Genomic DNA, 18,213 nt, shown 5'->3' on the forward strand with positions numbered 1-18,213 from the left:
GTGCCGGTCAGGCCGACCTGGTTGCTGTGCGGGCGCCAGCAGTTGTTGGTCGCAACCCGGGAACACCCGACCGCGCCGCCGACCAGCTCGGCGAGTTGCTCCAGCTCCGCGAAGCCCTCCGCGCTGCCCACGCCCCGACCGCCGGAGACGACCACGTTGGCCGTCGCCAGCGTGACACCGGATTCGCCCGCGGTGCGGTCCACGATCGCGGTGTGCACCATCCCCTCGTCGATGCCGGGCGTGAAGGTGACCACCTCCACCTCGCCGTCGGCCAGGCCGGCTTGCGCGACGTCCGCGCCGCCGGGTGCCAGCGTGATCAGCTTGACCGGCGCGTGCAGCTCCGCGTCCTCGAGCAGCACACCGCCGACGCGCTGCCTGGTGAGCGTCCACGACTCGCCGGTCGCCACGGCGACGCAGTTGGCCGCCATCGGGAGACCGGTGCGCGCAGCCGCCTGGGCCATCAGCTCGTTGCCCCGGCTGGACGCGGCGGCCAGCACACCGTCCGGTTCGACCTGGCGGATCAGCGCAGCCAGCGCCTCGCCCCAGCGTTCCGGCGAGTACTCGCCCAGGAGTTCGTGGTCGAGCGCGTACAACGTGGTCACGCCGTGCTGGGCCAAGTCCGCGGTGAGGTCTCCGGGAACGGCGAAGGTCACCGCGCCGACCGGCACGCCCAGCTCACCGGCCAACGCGTGCGCCCGCGCCACCGCGCCAGCCGAACCTGAGGTGAGGGCACCGTTCTCGGCCTCGATCAACGTCAGCAGCATGGTCACACCACCCCGAGCTCGGTCAGCACGTCCACCACCGGTCCGGCGGCCGCGGCACCGTGCCCGAGCACCACCGTCTCCCGCTCCGCCTCCGGCGGCAGGCGCAGCCGAACCTTGCGCAGGCCACCGTCTTTCAGCTCGGGCCGCAGGATCCGCAGCTGCGTCTTCTTCGCCCGCAACCGGCCCTTGATGCTCGGGTACCGGGGCAAGTTCAGCCCCTCCTTGACCGCCACGGCCGACGGCAGTGGCGCCCGGTACACCTCGACCCCGTCGTCCACCGGGCGGCGGAACGCCACCTGCCCCGCCGCCAGGTCCAGCTCGATGCCCTTGACCCCGCCGACGATGGGCAACCCCAGCGCGTACGCCACGCGGATGCCGACCTGGTAGTTGCCCGCGTCGGCGGACTCGTTGCCGAACATGATCAGGTCGAACCGCCGGCCGTCGGCCTCCAGCTCGCGGATCGCCGCGATGATCGCCGACGCCGTGGCCTCCGGATCGGTCTCGCCGGACCCGGTTTCCACCAGCACGCCGTGGTCGACGCCCATCGAGATGGCGTACCGCAGTTGCTCGTCGGCCTCCGGCGGGCCGACCGTGAGGACCGTCGAGCTCCCGCCGAACCGCTCGACGATGCGCACCGCCTCCTCCACCGCGCACTCCTCGTGCGGGCCGATGGTGAAACCGAGGTGGCGGGTGTCGACGTCCTCCCCGCCCTCGGTGAGCGGGATCTTCGCCCCGGTGGCCGGCACCCGCTTCACGCACACAAGGACGTCCATCGGAAGTCCTCCCTTCGGTTCGGGTCAGGCCTTCATCCGCTCGTCGTCCGGATCGAACAGCGGAGTGCGGCCCACCCGGGCCACGGTCACCGGGTAGCGGTGACCCATGTACTGCACGGCGAGCCGGTTGCCCTCCACCGCGTGCTCCGACGGCAGGTAGGCCATCAGCAGGTAGGCCCCGAGCGACGGCCCGGATCCAGCGGAGGTCACGTAGGACGGACGGCCCTCGCGGTCGACGATCCGCTCGCCGTCCCGGGTGAGGATCGGCTCACCGCCCTGCGGGTAGCGGCGCATCCCGGACGGGTCGGTGTGGTCGTCCACCACGAGCGTGCACATGACCGCCACGCGCTTCTGGTCCCGGGCGCGCAGGTACGCCTCCTTCCCGATGAAATCGGCCGATTTCACCTTGGGCAGCGCCAGATCCGCTTCGACCGGGCCGTACTCGGACTCCAGCTCGGCACCCATCAGCCGGTAGCCCTTCTCCAGCCGCCCGGTGGTGCCGTACACGCCGATCCCGGCGGGCACCACGCCGAACGGCTGACCGGCCCGCCACAACGCGTCCCACAGCCGCAGGCCCTGCTCGAACGGCGCGTGCAACTCCCACCCCAGATCGCCCACGTACGACAGCCGCAGCGCGAGCACGGGCACCCCGTCGACGGTGATCCACCGCCCGGTGCCGAACCGGAAGCCCTCGTCGGACACGTCGTCCTCGGTGGCCGCGGCCAGCAAGTCGCGAGCGCGCGGGCCCCACACTCCGATCGTGCACACCGCCGAGGTCAGGTCGGCGAACCCGACGGTGCCGTCCTCGGGGAGGTGGTCGGTGAACCACTTGCGGTCGCGGGCGCCGTCCGCCCCGCCGGTGACGATGCGGAACCGGTCCTCGGCGAGCCGCACCACCGTCAGGTCGCTGCGGAAGCCACCGCCCTCGCCCAGCACCGCGGTGTAGATCAACCGGCCCACCGGGCGGTCCAGCTGCGCCACGGTCATCCGCTGGACGTAGTCGAGCGCGCCCGGACCGAACACCTCGAACTGGGCGAACGCGGTGAGGTCGATCATCGCGACCCGTTCCCGCATGGCCAGGTGCTCGGCGTTGATGATCGGCGACCACCAGCGGGCGTCCCACTCGTGCGGCCGGTCCTCGACCTGGTCGGCGAACTCCTCCAGCAGCGGCCGGTTCGACTCGTACCACTGGGGTCGCTCCCAACCGCCCACCTCGAAGAACTGGGCGCCGAGCTCCTTCTCGCGGACGTGGAACGGGGACAGCCGCTGCTGCCGGTTGGACTCCCACTGCTCGCGCGGGTGCACGATGCCGTAGGTCTTGTTGAACCCTTCCGCGGCGCGGGCGCGCACGTGGTGGCGGGTGCGCTGGTTCGGGTAGAAGCGGGAGATGTCCGCGGCGTGCAGGTCGATCTCGGCGCTGCCCTCGGTGATCCACTGCGCCATCATCCGGCCGACGCCCGGGCCTTCCTTGATCCACACCGCCGCGGCCGACCACAGCCCGCGCACCTCGGACGTCTCGCCCAGCAGCGGGGAGCCGTCCGGGGTCAGCGAGAGCAGCCCGTTGATGGCGTGCCGGATCCCGGCGCCCTCGGTGGTGAGGAGCTCCGGGAACAGGTCCAGGGCGTCCTGCATCTGCGGGTCGAAGTCATCAGCGGTGAACGGCAGCTGCGTCGGGGAGAGCTGGGCCGCGGCGATCGACGGGATCTCGTCCGGCTCGTGCAGGATCGGCCGGTGCGCGTAGGAGCCGACCTCGAGATCGGCGCCGCTCTGCCGCTCGTACATGAGCGTGTCCATGTCCCGGACGATCGGGTAGGCGATCTCCGTGCGGGTCGCCGCGAACTCTGGGATCGGGCCGACGTCGATCATCTGGTGCACCGCCGGGGTCAGCGGGATGGATGCCCCGGCCATCCGCGCGATCCGCGGGCTCCACACCCCGCAGGCGATCACCACCGTCTCGGTCTCGATGTCTCCGCGATCGGTGCGCACCTTCGCGACTCTCCCCCGCCTGGTGTCGATCCCGAGCACTTCGGTGTGCGGGGAGACGGTGAGCGCACCCAGCGCGGTGGCCTGCTCGCGCATCAGCGCACCGGTCTGCAGCGGATCGACCACTGCCACCGACGGCGTCCAGAAACCGGCCAGGACGATGCTCTTGTCGATGAACGGAACCAGCTCGGCCACCTGGTCGGGGGTCACGAGCTCGGAGTGGATGCCCCAGGCCGCCGCCGAGGCCATCCGCCGGTCGAACTCGGCGACCCTGGCCGGTTCCCGGGCGACCTCGACGCCGCCGCAGGTGGTCAGCGTGCCGAACTTCTCGTACTGGCGCATGGAATCCTGCGTCAGCGCGGTGATCTCCTTGGAGTGGTCCACCGGGAAGATGAAGTTCGACGCGTGCCCGGTCGAGCCGCCCGGATCCGGGAGCGGCCCCTTGTCCAGCAGCACGATGTTGCGCCATCCCAGGTCGGCCAGGTGGTGGGTCACCGAGTTCCCCACGATCCCGGCGCCGATCACGACGACGTCGGCGCGGTCCGGCAAGCTGCTCATGGGCTCCTCCTCCGGGAGTCGGTGGGATGTTCAGAGCACGGCGCGGATCTTGTCCTCGAAGTCGGCGACGTGCCGGCGCAGGATCCGCTCGGCGGAATCCGCGTCACCGTCGCGAATCGCGACGAGCAGGTCGATGTGCTCGCCGACCGCGTGTTCCAGGTGGGACAGGTGGTCCAGCACGAGGAACCACTGCCGCAGGCTGTGCACGAAGTACTCCTCGAGCGTCGCCGCCAGGAACGGGTTGCCGGTCGCCCGGTACAGCAACCGGTGCACCCGCTGGTCGAGCCGCACCAGATCGCGCTGGTCGGCCGCGGCGGTGCGCCCCAGCTCGGCCAGCAGCTCGTCGACGGCTTCGAGGTCCTGGCTCCTCGCTCGCCTTGCCGCCAACCGAGCGGCGTACCCCTCGAGCTCGACCCGCACCTCGCTGATCGACCGCAGGTCGCCGAAGTCGACGTGGCTGGCGAACATGCCCCGCCTCGGCACGACGTCCACCAGCCGGTCGTCGGCCAGCCGGCGCAGCGCTTCCCGGATGGGCGTGCGCCCCAGACCGAGCTCGCGCTGCAGCGCGCGCTCGTCGATGGTCGAACCGGGCGCCAGGTCGAGCGTGATCAGCCGGTCGCGGAGCAGGTAGTAGGCCTTCTCGCTCAGGCTTCCGACGCTCCGCACACCCGGATCGACCGTGATCAGCTCCGGCAGTGCGTGCCTGCCGTCGTGCTGGGATACCGCCATCCCCGTCACAAGTACACGGTAGATATATCAGCGCATAGAGCAACAGGTCTCTCCATGCGGAACAACACGAGGGTATGAAGATCGCCGCCGAATCCGTGTGGCTGGTGTTGCCCATTGGTGTCCTGGTGACTACATGGCGGGGATCAACCCGGGAGGACCGACCAGGGGTGCCGCATCGATGATGTTCACCTCAGCTGACGTTTGAGGATCTTCCCGGTAGCGGTCATCGGGAGCGCGTTGACGAACTCGACGGCGCGCGGGTACTTGTAGCCCGCGAGTCGCTCCTTGGCCCAGGCGATGATCTCCTCTTCCGTCGTCCGCGCCGTCTTCTCCAGGACCACGTACGCCTTGACCTCCTCGCCGTGGCTTTCGTCCGGAATCCCGACGACCGCCGCCAGCGAGACGGCGTCGTGCCCCATCAGCACCTCTTCCACTTCGCGCGGGTAGACGTTGAACCCACCTCGGACGATCATGTCCTTGGTGCGGTCGACGATGTAGTAGAAGCCGTCGTCGTCCCTGCGAGCGAGATCACCAGTGCGGAACCACCCGTTGCGCATGACTTCGGCGGTCGCCGCCGGCCGGTCGAGGTAGCCCTTCATGACGTTGTGGCCGCGGATGGCGATCTCCCCGACCTGGTCGGCTCCGGCGACCGGGTTCCAGTGCTCGTCGACCAGCTCGACCTCAACACCCCACACCGGCACGCCGATCGATCCCGGGCGCGGAGGATGGCCCGCGGGGCTGAACACGGCCAGCGGCGAGGTTTCGGACAGACCGTAGCCTTCGCGGATCTGCACGCCGAAGCGCTGCTCGAACTGCTCGTGGATGTCCACCGGCAGGGCCGCACCACCGGAGATGGCCAGTCGCAGATTTCGCGCGATCCGTCCGACTTCCACGCCGTCGTCCAGCGCGCCGAGCAAGGCCCAGTACATGGTCGGGACACCGGCGAACACCGTGACCTCTTCACGCCCCAGCAATCCCAGTGCCGCACCCGCTTCGAATCGCGGCAGCAGGACCAGGGTCGCACCGACCGAGAACCCCGCGTTCATGTTGATGCTCTGCCCGAAGGAGTGGAACAGGGGCAGGACGACCAGATGGGTGTCGCGCTGCGCGGGAGTGCTTCCGAAGAGCTGATTTGCCGCCAGCGCGTTCAGCACCATGTTGGCGTGGGTGAGTTCGGCGCCCTTCGGTTTTCCCGTGGTGCCGCTGGTGTAGAGGATCACCGCCGTGTCGGTGGCCTCGCGCACGACCGGCTCGAACTCCGCCGACTGGTTCGCGAGGGCACGGGTCAGGGTCTCCGCGTTCTCGATCGCCGAGATCTCGGCCGGTTCCGGGGTGATGACGAACAAGTCGCGGCAGCTCGCTGTCCGGGCGAAAGCTGCGGACCCGTGCCGTCCCGTCTGCAGGGCCGGGGTCCCTTCGAACGCGAAGTAGGCCCGTGCACCTGAATCGGCCAGGTGGTAGGCGATTTCCCGTTCTTTGAGCAGCACGTTGAGCGGTACGACGACTGCCCCGGCCTTGAGGATGCCGTAGTACACGGCGGCGAACTCCGGCAGGTTCGGGCAGCTGATGGCGACCCTGTCGCCGGGCTCGATTCCGCGTGACACCAACAAGTTGGCGATCTGGTCGGCCTGCGCACCGAGCTCCGCGTAGCTGAGCCTGCGGTCACCGCAAACCACAGCATCCCGCTCCGGGAAGCTGCGAACCGAGTCGTCGAGGAGCATTGCCAGGTTCAGCACGACTCACTCCTGGAACGTTGATCTGGAGTTGCCACTGGGGTCACGAGCGGCCTTCCTCGCGGTCGAGGTCATCGATGAGTTCTTCGGCTCGTGGCCATGGTCCGTAGCCCGCGGCTGGGTTCAGGTGTCCGGCGGCCCCGATGTCGACCAGCCTGCTGCCCCAGTCCCGAGCCATCTCGGCGACTCGGTAGAAGCGCGCGAGGGGGTCGTTGGTGCTCGCCGCGACGATGCTGGGGAACGGGAGAGCTTGTCGGGGTGTGGGGAGCCAGCCGTTGCGGCGCAGGTCGTCGGGTGTCGGATAACCGTCGGGCAGCGGCGATTCGAAGTCCGGTGGAGTTGCCAGGAGCGCGGCGCGGACCTCTCGGGAATGCCGCTGCGCCCAGTGCGCCGTGATCATCACACCGGCGCTGTGGGCGACCAGGATGACGGGGCCGTCGATGTCGGCCAGGACACCGTCGAGTGCCGCCACTCGAGCCTCCCGGCTGAGCTTGTCGTGTTCGAGCGGCGGCACGGTGCGCACCTTCCGCAGCTTCCCCGCCAGGTGGGTCTGCCAGTGATCGGCGACGTGGTCGCGCAGTCCTGGGACGATCACGACCGTCGCGGTCCCTGCTTCGTTCACCTGTGACTCCGATCTTCTGCTCCGGTCAGGCCGGAGGCTGGTGGGTGTTCAGTGCCGCGAGCCGCCGCAAACCTGCCGGGTAGGTGCGCTTCCCGACCAGCAATGCGGTGACCGCTCCGATGTAGACGAGGGGCATCAGCTGCAGTGCCGCCAGCAGCCCGAGGCCGTCGGCCAGAATCCCGACGACGAAGGGACCCGCGGCCAGGCCGAGCAGGCTGTTGGACAGGGTGAGCGCCCCGAACCCGCTGGCGCGCAAGGACGAATGGGTGAGGTTGGCGACCATGGCAGTGGCAGGACCGGAAGCACCTGCGGAGAAGAACGCACCGAGCCCGAGCACGACGAGCTGCAGAGAACTCGCCTGGAGCTGGAATCCGATGGCGAGCAGCAGCGCTGATGCGGCGCTGTAGCTGATCGCGGTGGTCCACTTCCGCTCCGGACGCCGCTTGCTCGCCCGATCCGTGATGACGCCGCAGACGATCATCCCGGCACCGATGAGCAGGACCAGGATTGCCGAGACCAGCCCCGCGGTGTCCGGGCTCATGGCGTGGTAGCGGTTGAGGTAGCTGGGTGTCCAGACCAGCAGAACTGCGGCCACGAACATCTGCAGGCCGCTGCCGAGGTAGACGCAGCACACCGAGGCGTTGGAGAACAGGCTGGAGAACGGCGCGCGCTGCCCGGCGTTCGCCGCCGGCTCGTCGACAGCGGTCGCCTCGTCCTCGTGCTGGTACCGGTCCAGTCTGCGCTGGGTGACGACCAGTCGGAACAGGACGATGAGCACCAGACCGATGGCGGCCATGAACGCCAGCGCCCAACGCCAACCGAACTGGACTGCGATGACGCCGCCGAGGGCGACGCCGATCGTCGAGCCGAACGACCCACCTGCCATGAACGCCCCGCCGAACGTGGCGCGGACGCTCGGTGCGAACACGCTGAGCACCACCGCGATGCCGACGCTGCCGTAAGCGGCTTCACCCGCTCCGACGAGGAATCGCGCACCGAGCATCTGGTCGTAGTCGCCGGCGATCGCGCACAGCACCGTCGCCAGGCTCCAGATGGTTGCCATCAGGACCAGGCTCCGGACCCGTCCCCACCGGTCCGCGAGTATCGAGAGGGGGAAGGTGAGCACGGCTACCGTCAGCGCCACCACGCTGGTGAGCGACGCCAGCTGGGAATCGGACAGCAGCCATTCGGCCTTCAGGAAGGGGAAGACCGCGTTGAGGACCTGCCTGGACATGTAGTCCGACAGCAGCAGCCCGAAGGTCAGGGCGAACACCGCCCACGGGTAGATCCTCGACCTCGGCACCTCGCGGTCAGGTCTCGTGGGCAGTTCTTCGGCAGGCAGAGCACGTGACTTCATCGTCACTCCTCGACTCGCAGTTCCGTCCGATGTGGAGCTCGTCCCCCTGGTGAAGATCCAGGACCGGGGCGCGGATCCCGGTGGGGTTCCGCGCCCCGATCTCTCCCCTGGCGCCCGGTGGGTGTCCGGCGCCTAGTCGTGGTGGGTGAAGCCGACCTGCCCGGGCTTGCGGTTCGGCGCGAAACCGACCTTGGCGAGGGTTTCGTCGGCGTCGGCGTAGGTTTCGCCGATCTTGTAGATCTCGCGGGCCTCCTTGCCGGTGGCGACCTCGCGACCGAGCTCGCCCGCGATGCGCACCAGCTGCTCGATCTGCTGGACCGAGGTCTTCTTCTCTCCCTTGCGCCCCCACAGGGTGTCCTCGTTGCCGCACCGGGCGTGCAGACCCATGGCGATGGCCATCGCGTTGACCGGCAGGACGCTGCGCATGAGGGTTTCCAGCGTCAGCACCGCACCATCGGGGCACCGCCGGACGAACTCCATCATGTTGTACGGGTTGGGGCCGTCGAAACCACCGCCGATGCCGACCCAGGTGACCATGAACGGTCCGCTGTAGACACCGCGCCGCATGAGCCGCTCAACGGTTTCCAGCTGCGGGATGTTGGCCAGCTGGAAGTGCGGCTGGATGCCCGCGGCCCGCAGGCGCTTCAGGTGCTCCTCCACCCAGCCCGGACCGGCCGGCACGAACATCTCCCGGTAGGCCTCGGCCACCGCCGGGCGGGTCAGCGAGGTGCCCGCGATGTCGTCCTCGGTCATCAGCTCCATGATGTTCATCTGGTTGGAGTTGATGGCGATGGTCACCTGGTCCGGTGCGGGGTCGAGCTCGGCCAGCATGTGCCGGGTGTCGTCGCTGAGCCACTTGGCCTCCGCGCCCTCCCCCTCCGGCGCGAACGAGATCGAACCGCCCACCTGCAGGATCATCTCCGGGACGGCTTCGCGCAGCCTACCCAGCAGTTCGTTGAACTTCGACAGCCGCTTGGAGCCCTTGCCGTCCAGCTCCCGCACGTGGATGTGCAGCACGGTGGCCCCGGCGTTGTAGCAGTCGACCGCCTGCTGGACGTGCTCGTCCATCGTCAGCGGCAGGTCCTCCCGGAAGTCGTCCGGCTCCCACTCGGGGCCGTAGGGGGCGACCGTGATGACGAGCTTCTCCTGGTTCTCCGGGAACAGCGAATCGTCGTGGAAGTGCATGCGTTCCTCTCCTTCTCCGGGTGACGGGTCGAAATCTCGCCGGGGAGCTCAGAACGGCCGGTCCCCCACGATCCCGGCACGTTCCATCTTCCGGACCGCGGGCCAGTAGTCCTGCACCGCGTAGTGCTGCGTGGACCTGTTGTCCCAGATCGCGACGCTGTTCTCGCTCCACCGCCAACGCACCTGGAACTCCGGGATCGCGGCCTGGCGGATCAGGTAGTTGAGCAGTTCGCCCGCGCCGGGGGCGTAGTCGCTTCCGAAGCGGACGTTCTCCGGTGTGTGGTAGTTGACGAAGTGCGTCGTGAACGCGTTGACGAACAGGACCTTCTCGCCGGTTTCGGGGTGGGTGCGCACCACCGGGTGCTCCGCGTCGGGGAATCGCGCCTTCAACTGGTGGCGCTCCTCCATCGGCATCGCGGCACCGAAGCTCGCCTCGATGCTGTGCCGGGCGCGCAGTCCTTCGATCCGGTCCTTGACGTGGTCCGGAAGCTGCGCGTACGCCGCAGCCATGTCGACCCAGATGGTGTCGCCGCCGACCTCCGGTCCTTCCACGCACCGCAGCACACATCCCATCGGCGGGTTCTGCCGCCAGGTGGCGTCGCAGTGGAAGGCGTTCTCGTAGTGCTCGGCGGGGCTGTCGAGGTCCTTGTAGATCCGCACCAGACCCGGGTGGTCCGGATCGCTGCCGGCCACCGGGTGATCTTCGAGCGCTCCGAAGCGCTGCGCGAGAGCCACGTGGTCGGCCCGGCTGAAGTCCTGGTCGCGCAGGAACAGGACCTTGTGCTCCAGCAGCAGCGAATGCAGTTCGGCGAACAGCTCCTCGTCGCGCGCGACATCACCCAGGTCGACGTCGAACAGCTCGGCGCCGATGGTGCAGGTGAGCTTCTGGTACTTGATCCCGGTCGCCCGGGACGTCTGGACTGCACTGGACATGACAGTTCCTCCGCAGGTTGGTTGATCGTGCTGCCGCCTGGAACTCCGGTCGTTGTGGAGAATCGCGGTGTCAGACGGAGAAGACCGAGGAGCCGATGCTGCGGCCCGATTCCAGGTCGCGGTGGGCCTGCACCGCATCCTCGAGGGCGTACCGCTGGTTGATGCCGATCTCGATCCGCCCGTTGGCCACGTGGTCGAACAACTCACCCGACAGCTCCGCGCGCTCGGCCGGGTCGGCGATGTAGTCGGCGAGCGCGGGACGGGTGACGAACACCGAGCCCTTGACCGCGAGCTGCATCGCATCGATGGGCGGAACGGGGCCGGACGCGGTGCCGAAGCACACCAGCAGACCTCGTCGGGCCAGCGAGTCGAGGGAGGCTTGGAAGGTGGCCGCGCCGATGCTGTCGTAGACGACCGGAACGCCCGCCCCGTCGGTGATCTCCCGGACCCGCTCGGCCACGTCCTCGCGCTTGTGGATGACGACGTGGTCGCACCCGTGAGCACGTGCGACCGCGGCCTTCTCCTCGGTCGACACCGTGCCGATCACGGTGATCCCCAGCAATTTCGCCCACTGCAGGAAGATCAGCCCCACTCCCCCGGCCGCCGCGTGCAACAACACCGTGTCACCCCGCTTCACGGGGTAGATCCGGCGCAGCAGGTAGGACGTGGTGAGACCGCGCATGGTCATCGCGGCGGCCGTCTCGAAGGCGATCGGGTCCGGTAGCGCCATCAGCGACGCAGCCGGCATCACGCGCTCAGTGCTGTAGGCACCGAGCGGACTACCCGTGTACGTGACGCGGTCGCCAACGCCGACGTGGTGCACTCCGGGCCCCACCGCCTCGACCACGCCCGCAGCTTCGACGCCCATCCCGGCGGGGAGCGCGGCCGGGTACAGGCCGGTGCGGAAGTAGGTGTCGGCGAAGTTCAACCCGACCGCCTCGTGGCGGATCCGGACTTCTCCCGCACCGGGTTCGCCGACCGCGACCCGCTCCCACCGCATGACCTCCGGAGCGCCGGTCTCGTAGAACCGGATGGCGTGCGCCATGTTCTTCCTCCCATTTCAGTACTTCCGCATCGGCACGGCGATGCCGCGAGTTGTTCACGCCCGGAGGCGCTGCTCGTCCACGACGTCCCGGGGTGCGACACCGCCGCGGCCGTGCGGACCGCCGTAACCCGGGGTTCTCCACGTGAAGTCCGGCGGCAACGACCGTCCATCGTGGAGGGTCAGCCAGAGCTGCAGCGCGTGATCACCAGCGTCGGAGACGGCGTGGCAGCGCTGTTGGACGTGCGAGTGCAGAACCGCGTAGTTGTTGAACAGCTGGATGTCACCGGGATCGACGCCGAAGGAGAACCGGAACTCCGCCGCGGCCGCCAAGCCGTCGATCAGGTCGAGCAGCTGCCGGTCCGCATGCCCCAACCGGCGAACCCCCGGGAACCGCTGCGCCGACTCGATGTCGCCCCGCCGGTAGCGGAAGCTCAACTTCCCGTCGTACCAACGAACCAGCGGAAGCGACCGGTAGGGCGGCTCGCCCGGGAGCTGCTCACCCCCTCGGTCGAAACCGAAGCGCCCGTACATCCGCTCGACCAGCATCGGATTCCGGCGCAGCACCTCGTTGTAAAGGGCGGCCGAGCTCACGACCGAGCTCTGCCCGCCGAGCCGCGGCCCCAGCAACGCCGTGACGTCGGAGCCACCAGTCCGCAGCTCAACGTCCGCGGCACTCCTGCCACCCCGGCTGGCCGCCGCACTCGGGAGGCGGCCGAGCTTGCGCCCGAAGGAATCCTGCGACACCGGAAAACCCAGGTACTGCGCCATGCCCCAGAAGATGGTGCTGATCTCGGCTTCGTCGTACCGCTCAACCGGAACGCCCTTGATCACCGCGAATCCCGGCCCGTGCTCGAGACCGCGGGCTACGCGCTCCAGCACCCTTCCCAACGTGGGAAGGCGAAACCGGTCGCGGGTGATCTTCAGGAGTACGATTCCGTACTTCCGCGTCTCGCGCAGCGCCGACTCCAGTTCTTCGAGATGGGATGGCGCGAGCTCCACCGTCCACGCGGCCGGATCGACGAGGTCCGCCGCCAGCCACGCGGCAGGGCTCCGGCAGGGCTCCCGAAGCACGTCGACAGCGGGCCGCCGGCCGGAATCAACTGGCGCGGAGCCGCACCGCACTGCTTCGGCCATGACGTCCTCCATCCGGATCCGGAACCAGCTGTGATGGGGACGACATTAGGCCGACGAGAACCTCCTGGCTTATCCTCGCGGGACATGATGCTTATCATTTGGTGACAGCACTTGCCGAGGTGGTCATGAAACCTCTTGCCCGGTACGCCGCGCTGAACAGCTACATCGAGGTAAGCCAGGCAGTGGGGCTCGAACCGGCACGGCTGCTGCGGGGCGCCGGACTCGACCCGGCGAGCCTGGCCCTCCAGGACAGATGGGTTCCCGCCGGCGCGGTCGCGCGGCTCCTCGAACTGTCCGCAGTGGAATCCGGGCAGCAGGACTTCGGGCTGCTGCTCGCCGAGCGCCGCCGCTTCGCCAACCTCGGTCCGCTGAGCCTGGTGATCCGCGAAGAACCCGATGTCCGCAGCGCGTTGACCGTCCTGATCCGGCACGAGCACATGTACAACGAAGCGCTGCGAATGCGGATGTCGGTGCTCAACGGGCTCGCCACCATCCGCGTCGGTTTCGAGTTCGGCGAACAGACCGAGACCAGGCAGGCAACCGAGTTGGCCCTCGGCACCCTGCACCGACTCCTGCTCGGCTTCCTCGGGTCGCTCTGGCAACCGCTCGCCGTCTGCTTCACCCACCACGCACCTGCCGACCCCGGCACCCACCGACGGCTGTTCGGCTCCGCGGTCAAGTTCGAGCAGGAGTTCAACGGGGTCACCTTCTACGCCGACGACCTCGACGCCCCCAACAAGATGTCCGATCCCCTCATGCGCAACTACGCGTACCAGATCCTCGACACCCTCGAACCGCCCAGGGAATCAACGGTTCTCAACCGGGTCCGGGAACTGATCGAGCTCCTCCTGCCCACCGGGCGGTGCTCGGTCGAGCAGGTCGCGCGCAGCCTCGGGGTGGACCGCCGAACGATCCACCGGCAGCTCTCCGACGAAGGCGAGACGTTCTCGTCGATCCTGAACGCAACCCGCACCGAACTCGCCGAGAACCTGGTCGCCACCCACCGCTACACGCTCACGGAGATCGCCGACCTCCTGTCGTTCTCCTCACCGGGCAACTTCTCCCGCTGGTTCCGGGGACAATTCGGATGCAGCCCCAGCCAATGGCGCAATCGCGAACAGCGCGAAGCGTGAACCTAGGGGAAGACGATTCGCCGCAACGTTTCCCGGAGCTGGACCACGGACTCGGCGGGTAGCCCCTCGAAGTATCCGCTGTGCGCCTGGTCCACCAGCGCTTGCGCTTCGTCGCGCACCTGGCGCCCTTCTTCGGTGGCCGCGATCAGCCTGTTTCGCCGGTCCGCCGGGTCCGGCGTGCGCGCGACCAGGCCGCGCTCCTCGAGCTCGTCGATCAGCCCGACGATCTGGCTGGGATCTAGTCCCATGGTCGCCGCGACAGTGCGCTGGTTGACCCCTTCCGCGTGCTCGCAGGCCAGCACCAGCACCGAGTAGGAGCGCACCTTCAGGCCGAGCGGGACCAGCGCCTTGTTCACCGCGCCGAGCACCATTCCCCCTGCTCTGGAGAGCAAGAACCCGATGTCGTCCGCGAGCAGCTGCGGCTGGTGCTGTGCCATGCGTCCTCCTCGATGCGTTCCCCGCAAGACTAGCAAATCTCAATCATTGACTTTCTCAATGATGGATGGTTGCCTGTGATCCACCCGACAGGAGGAGCATCGATGGATCTGAGCGGCAAGGTCGCCATCGTCACCGGCAGCGGGCGGGGACTCGGACTCGCGTACGGGAAGGAGCTCGCCCGCCGCGGCGCAGCGGTGGTGATCAACGACGTCGACCGGGCCGGTGCGGACTCGGCCGTTGCTGAGATCGTCGCCGCAGGTGGACGGGCCACCGCCGTCGTCGCGCCGGTCGGCACGTCCGAAACGGCCGGGGAACTGGTGGCCACCGCGGTCGAGGCGTTCGGCCGGTTGGACGTGCTGGTCACCAACGCCGGAATCCTGCGCGACAAAGTGCTGTGGAAGATGACCGACGAGGACTTCGACGCGGTGATCGACGTGCACCTGCGCGGCACCTTCACCTGCGTGCGCGAGGCCGTGCTGCGCTTCCGGGAACAGGGCGGGGGCGGCCGGATCATCTGCATCGGCTCCCCCGCCGGCCAACGCGGCAACTTCGGCCAGACCAACTACTCGGCGGCCAAAGCCGGCATCGTCGGCATGGTCCGCACCTGGGCCATGGAGCTGAAACGGGCCGGCATCACCGTCAACGCGGTCTGCCCGGTCGCGGCGACCGCGATGACCGAGACGATCCCGTTCCTCGCCCCGCACGTCGAGTCGATGAAGCGGGGTGAGCCGCTGCCCGCGATCATCCGCCGCGAGGTCGGCATGGGCACCCCCGAGGACGCTGCCGGGATCGTCTCCTTCCTCGCGTCCGATGCCGCCGCCGAGATCACCGGCCAGGCGCTGTCGGTCGGCGGGGACCGGCTGGCGCTGTGGTCGCACCCGCAGCTGACCACCACCGCATTCCACGACGGCGGCTGGGCCGCCGAAGACATCGCGCGATCATGGGATCAGACCTTCGCGGGCTCGATCGAGTCGGTGGGCGAGGAATTCCCGGAGGAGGTCATGCCGAAATGAGCCCGGCCCGGTACGAATGCGGCGTCGACTTCGACGCGATCGAGGCCATCGACATCCACACCCACGTGGAGATCGACAGCCACGGGCATCGCTCGCTGGACGACGAGCTGATGGCCGCCTCGGAGAAGTACTTCAAATCAGGCGAGGAACGCACGCCCGGCATCGACTCCATCGCCGAGCACTACCGCGAGCGCAACATGGCCGCCGTCGTGTTCACCGTCGATGCCGGCTCGGCCACCGGGCACAGCCCCAACTCCGTCGAGGAGATCGCGGAGCTGGCCGCCGCCAACAACGACGTGCTGATCCCGTTCGGTTCGGTCGACCCCTGGTGCGGCAAGGCCGCGGTGGAGCGGGCCCGCACGCTGCTCGAGGGGTGCGGCGTGCGGGGCTTCAAGTTCCACCCGAGCATGCAGGGGTTCGAGCCCAACGACCGGCGGTTCTACCCGCTGTACGAGGTCATCGCGGAAGCAGGGGTGCCCGCGCTGTTCCACACCGGGCAGACCGGTATCGGCGCCGGACTGCCCGGCGGGCACGGTATCAAGCTCCGCTACTCCGACCCGATGCTGCTCGACGACGTCGCCGCCGACTTCCCGGACCTGACGATCGTGATGGCCCATCCAGCGGTGCCGTGGGTCGACGCGCAGATCTCCATCGCCACCCACAAGGCCAACGTGTACCTCGACCTGTCCGGCTGGTCCCCGAAGTACTTCCCGCCGCAGCTGGTCCGGGCGGTGAACTCCGTGCTGCGCGAGAAGGCGCTCTTCGGCTCCGACTTCCCGGTGATCCAGGTAGACCGCTGGCGCAAGGACTTCGCCGCTCTCGACATCAAACCCGAAGTGGCACCGCTGATCTTCAAGGAGAACGCACTGCGCGTTCTGGGCATCAAGCGCTGACCAGCCGCTCACCGTACGAACCGACAGGAGTCCCATGTCCACCACTCGCGTCGCGACCCTCTCCGACCTCAAGCCCCTCGAGGGCCGGCACCTGGGCACCAGCTCGTGGATCGAGGTGCCCCAGGACCGGATCAACACCTTCGCCGACGCCACCGACGACCACCAGTGGATCCACGTCGATCCCGAACGCGCTCGGGCCGAGAGCCCGTTCGGCGGTCCCATCGCGCACGGCTACCTGACGCTCTCGCTGATCATCCCGATGTGGGCGGAGGTGCTCGAGGTCGACAGCGTGACCATGGCCGTGAACTACGGGTTGAACAAGGTCCGGTTCACCAACCCCGTTCCCGCAGGTGGCCGGGTGCGGCTCAACGCCACCCTGAAGCAGATCGAGGAACTGCCGAAAGGCGGCGTGCAGCTGACCGTCGACGGCCAGATCGAACTCGAGGGCGCCGACCGGCCCGCAGTGGTGGCTGAGCCGGTGTACCGCTTCTTCGAATAGCAGGACGCCGAACCGTCCCGCTGCGCCGACGCATCAGGAGCTCACCAGTCGAAATTTCCCGAGGAATACGGAGAGAAGCGTGCCAGCCAGACAACTGCGCAGGAGATCGGTCTTCGCCAAGACGGCGGTCGCGACTTCCGTGGCCGCGATGGTCTTCACCGGAAGCGTCAGCGCGGAACCGGAGGAGGACTCGCTGTCGGCCAGGCCAGGCCCGACCGGAACGACGTTCTGGGACGTCCACGAGCAGCCTCCGGAGACGGCGAAGCCCGGCGACATCTACTGGGTCCAGCCGCGGTCCGACGCACCGAGCGGAGCCAGGGGGTGGAACGTCATCTACGTCTCGGAGATCCAGCCCGGCGTCGAGAAGTACGTGTCCGGCGAGATCTACGTGCCAGCGGGCAAGAGCCACTCCCCGCGGGACGTGGTGCTCTGGAACCACGAGACGACCGGATCGGCCGACAGTTGTGCGCCCTCCCGCAGGAGTCTGGGCGAGGGCGACCAGTCCCGGGTACCGGCCATCCGAGCTCTGCTGGACCAGGGTCATGTCGTCGCGATGAGCGACTACCCCGGGCAGGCGCTGCCCGGCCCCTCCCACTACATGGTCGGCCAGGACAACGCGCGGGCCTCCCTGGACGTCCTGCGCGCCGTGCGGAACCTCCCCGAGCTCAACGCGTCCAACAGGTTCGTCCAGTACGGCTGGTCGCAGGGCGGCCAGACGACCATGCACGTCGAGTCGATCGCACGGACCTACGCCCCGGAGTTCGAGGGGCTGGGAGCCGCGCTCATCGCGCCCGCCGTCCGGATCCGCGATCTGACGCTCAATTCGATGCAGAGCCCGGAACTGGCCGGTTACGTCATCGCCACGCTGCCCGGGATCAAGGCCGCTCATCCGCAACTGCGCTACAGCGACTTCCTCACCGGCGAGGCCATGGAGCAGCTACCGGTGCTGGCCGACGGGTGCTTCGACATCGGGGACAGCGCCAGCGCATTGCGCGACCCCTACCAGCCGGGCGCCATGTCCCCTGACAGCGCTTGGTCGAAGGCACTCACCGAAGTGGACGACTTCCGGCCCGCGGGCTCGATGCCCTTCACCATCTACCAGGGCTCGGCCGACACGACGACCCCGGTCGAGCTGACGAGCCGCGAACGCACGGCCCTGTGCGAGGCAGGGTCCTCAGTGGACTACCAGGAGTTCGACGGGCTCGACCACGAGTCCGTCGTCCCCGAGGCCGCGGAGCGCTTCCCCACCTGGGCCGCGGATCGGTTCGCCGGCACACCGGCGCCGAACAACTGCCCCCAGGGCTGATCCATCGGCCCACCACGCCGGGGGGGGGGGGGGGGCCCCGCGGCGCCCCCCCCCCAGCCCGGGCAGGGCGGAAGGGTTGAAACCCACGCGCCAACAAAGGAGAGGGCGAAGGGGA

At 68.7% G+C, this 18,213-nt stretch carries 17 protein-coding genes; 5 read left to right on the plus strand and 12 right to left on the minus strand.

What is annotated here, in order from left to right:
* The 11 genes from ABTZ89_RS19670 to ABTZ89_RS19720 all read right to left on the minus strand — a co-directional run.
* Positions 1-764: electron transfer flavoprotein subunit alpha/FixB family protein (locus ABTZ89_RS19670; RefSeq protein ID WP_351046607.1), on the minus strand; the 764-nt coding region annotated here is incomplete at its 3' end.
* 2 nt (positions 765-766) lie between these two features.
* Positions 767-1,537 (minus strand): electron transfer flavoprotein subunit beta/FixA family protein, encoded by a 771-nt coding sequence (locus ABTZ89_RS19675; protein WP_270946442.1) that lies wholly within the window; start codon positions 1,535-1,537, stop codon positions 767-769.
* 24 nt (positions 1,538-1,561) lie between these two features.
* The gene (locus tag ABTZ89_RS19680; protein ID WP_351046611.1) at positions 1,562-4,078 is read right to left on the minus strand and encodes a GcvT family protein; all 2,517 of its coding nucleotides are present in this window, start codon (positions 4,076-4,078) and stop codon (positions 1,562-1,564) included.
* Positions 4,079-4,108: 30 nt separating this feature from the next.
* Positions 4,109-4,807, minus strand: a complete 699-nt coding sequence (locus ABTZ89_RS19685) for a GntR family transcriptional regulator (RefSeq protein WP_270946444.1) — start codon at positions 4,805-4,807, stop codon at positions 4,109-4,111.
* A 185-nt stretch (positions 4,808-4,992) separates the two neighbouring features.
* Positions 4,993-6,543, minus strand: coding sequence for a long-chain-fatty-acid--CoA ligase (locus ABTZ89_RS19690; RefSeq protein ID WP_351046615.1), 1,551 nt, complete (start codon positions 6,541-6,543; stop codon positions 4,993-4,995).
* A 40-nt stretch (positions 6,544-6,583) separates the two neighbouring features.
* On the minus strand, positions 6,584-7,162 hold the full coding sequence (locus tag ABTZ89_RS19695) for an RBBP9/YdeN family alpha/beta hydrolase (RefSeq protein ID WP_270946451.1): 579 nt from the start codon (positions 7,160-7,162) through the stop codon (positions 6,584-6,586).
* 25 nt (positions 7,163-7,187) lie between these two features.
* A complete protein-coding gene (locus tag ABTZ89_RS19700) occupies positions 7,188-8,519 on the minus strand; it encodes an MFS transporter (protein ID WP_351046619.1) in 1,332 nt (443 codons plus the stop codon).
* A gap of 132 nt (positions 8,520-8,651) precedes the next feature.
* A complete protein-coding gene (locus ABTZ89_RS19705; RefSeq protein ID WP_351046622.1) occupies positions 8,652-9,704 on the minus strand; it encodes a beta-keto acid cleavage family enzyme in 1,053 nt (350 codons plus the stop codon).
* A 48-nt stretch (positions 9,705-9,752) separates the two neighbouring features.
* Positions 9,753-10,637, minus strand: coding sequence for a TauD/TfdA dioxygenase family protein (locus tag ABTZ89_RS19710; RefSeq protein WP_351046625.1), 885 nt, complete (start codon positions 10,635-10,637; stop codon positions 9,753-9,755).
* A gap of 70 nt (positions 10,638-10,707) precedes the next feature.
* Complete coding sequence (locus tag ABTZ89_RS19715) at positions 10,708-11,682, minus strand: quinone oxidoreductase family protein (protein ID WP_270946455.1); 975 nt, start codon at positions 11,680-11,682, stop codon at positions 10,708-10,710.
* Between the two features lie 54 nt (positions 11,683-11,736).
* Positions 11,737-12,816, minus strand: a complete 1,080-nt coding sequence (locus ABTZ89_RS19720) for a TauD/TfdA family dioxygenase (protein ID WP_351046629.1) — start codon at positions 12,814-12,816, stop codon at positions 11,737-11,739.
* 125 nt (positions 12,817-12,941) lie between these two features.
* Between ABTZ89_RS19720 and ABTZ89_RS19725 the strand changes: the two genes are divergently transcribed.
* The gene (locus ABTZ89_RS19725; protein WP_351046631.1) at positions 12,942-13,949 is read left to right on the plus strand and encodes an AraC family transcriptional regulator; all 1,008 of its coding nucleotides are present in this window, start codon (positions 12,942-12,944) and stop codon (positions 13,947-13,949) included.
* Positions 13,950-13,951: 2 nt separating this feature from the next.
* Here ABTZ89_RS19725 and ABTZ89_RS19730 read toward each other — a convergent pair whose 3' ends face one another.
* Complete coding sequence (locus ABTZ89_RS19730) at positions 13,952-14,386, minus strand: MarR family winged helix-turn-helix transcriptional regulator (protein WP_351046634.1); 435 nt, start codon at positions 14,384-14,386, stop codon at positions 13,952-13,954.
* Positions 14,387-14,488: 102 nt separating this feature from the next.
* On the opposite strand from ABTZ89_RS19730, the gene couN reads away from it, so the two are divergent.
* The 4 genes from couN to ABTZ89_RS19750 all read left to right on the plus strand — a co-directional run bounded on the left by couN (position 14,489) and on the right by ABTZ89_RS19750 (position 18,098).
* Entirely contained in the window at positions 14,489-15,400 is a 912-nt protein-coding gene (couN, locus tag ABTZ89_RS19735; RefSeq protein WP_351046637.1) for a 4-hydroxyphenyl-beta-hydroxyacyl-CoA dehydrogenase, read from the plus strand.
* Complete coding sequence (gene couO / locus ABTZ89_RS19740) at positions 15,397-16,293, plus strand: 4-hydroxyphenyl-beta-ketoacyl-CoA hydrolase (protein WP_351046640.1); 897 nt, start codon at positions 15,397-15,399, stop codon at positions 16,291-16,293. Before couN ends, couO begins: the two co-directional genes overlap by 4 nt.
* Positions 16,294-16,327: 34 nt before the next feature.
* The gene (couM, locus tag ABTZ89_RS19745) at positions 16,328-16,792 is read left to right on the plus strand and encodes a p-hydroxycinnamoyl-CoA hydratase (protein ID WP_270946461.1); all 465 of its coding nucleotides are present in this window, start codon (positions 16,328-16,330) and stop codon (positions 16,790-16,792) included.
* Between the two features lie 79 nt (positions 16,793-16,871).
* Positions 16,872-18,098, plus strand: a complete 1,227-nt coding sequence (locus tag ABTZ89_RS19750; RefSeq protein ID WP_351046643.1) for a lipase family protein — start codon at positions 16,872-16,874, stop codon at positions 18,096-18,098.
* Positions 18,099-18,213: the final 115 nt, after the last annotated feature.

This window comes from Saccharopolyspora sp. NPDC002686 (genome assembly GCF_040295745.1).
Classification (GTDB): Bacteria; Actinomycetota; Actinomycetes; order Mycobacteriales; family Pseudonocardiaceae; genus Saccharopolyspora; species Saccharopolyspora oryzae.

Excerpts from the sequence above, each read along its gene's own strand:
- ABTZ89_RS19710 (WP_351046625.1), bottom strand. The coding sequence starts at position 10,637 with ATGTCCAGTGCAGTCCAGACGTCCCGGGCGACCGGGATCAAGTACCAG.
- ABTZ89_RS19725 (WP_351046631.1), top strand. The coding sequence starts at position 12,942 with ATGAAACCTCTTGCCCGGTACGCCGCGCTGAACAGCTACATCGAGGTA.
- ABTZ89_RS19705 (WP_351046622.1), bottom strand. The coding sequence starts at position 9,704 with ATGCACTTCCACGACGATTCGCTGTTCCCGGAGAACCAGGAGAAGCTC.
- ABTZ89_RS19685 (WP_270946444.1), bottom strand. The coding sequence starts at position 4,807 with ATGGCGGTATCCCAGCACGACGGCAGGCACGCACTGCCGGAGCTGATC.
- couN (WP_351046637.1), top strand. The coding sequence starts at position 14,489 with ATGGATCTGAGCGGCAAGGTCGCCATCGTCACCGGCAGCGGGCGGGGA.
- ABTZ89_RS19700 (WP_351046619.1), bottom strand. The coding sequence starts at position 8,519 with ATGAAGTCACGTGCTCTGCCTGCCGAAGAACTGCCCACGAGACCTGAC.
- ABTZ89_RS19720 (WP_351046629.1), bottom strand. The coding sequence starts at position 12,816 with ATGGCCGAAGCAGTGCGGTGCGGCTCCGCGCCAGTTGATTCCGGCCGG.
- couM (WP_270946461.1), top strand. The coding sequence starts at position 16,328 with ATGTCCACCACTCGCGTCGCGACCCTCTCCGACCTCAAGCCCCTCGAG.
- ABTZ89_RS19680 (WP_351046611.1), bottom strand. The coding sequence starts at position 4,078 with ATGAGCAGCTTGCCGGACCGCGCCGACGTCGTCGTGATCGGCGCCGGG.
- ABTZ89_RS19730 (WP_351046634.1), bottom strand. The coding sequence starts at position 14,386 with ATGGCACAGCACCAGCCGCAGCTGCTCGCGGACGACATCGGGTTCTTG.
- couO (WP_351046640.1), top strand. The coding sequence starts at position 15,397 with ATGAGCCCGGCCCGGTACGAATGCGGCGTCGACTTCGACGCGATCGAG.
- ABTZ89_RS19715 (WP_270946455.1), bottom strand. The coding sequence starts at position 11,682 with ATGGCGCACGCCATCCGGTTCTACGAGACCGGCGCTCCGGAGGTCATG.
- ABTZ89_RS19675 (WP_270946442.1), bottom strand. The coding sequence starts at position 1,537 with ATGGACGTCCTTGTGTGCGTGAAGCGGGTGCCGGCCACCGGGGCGAAG.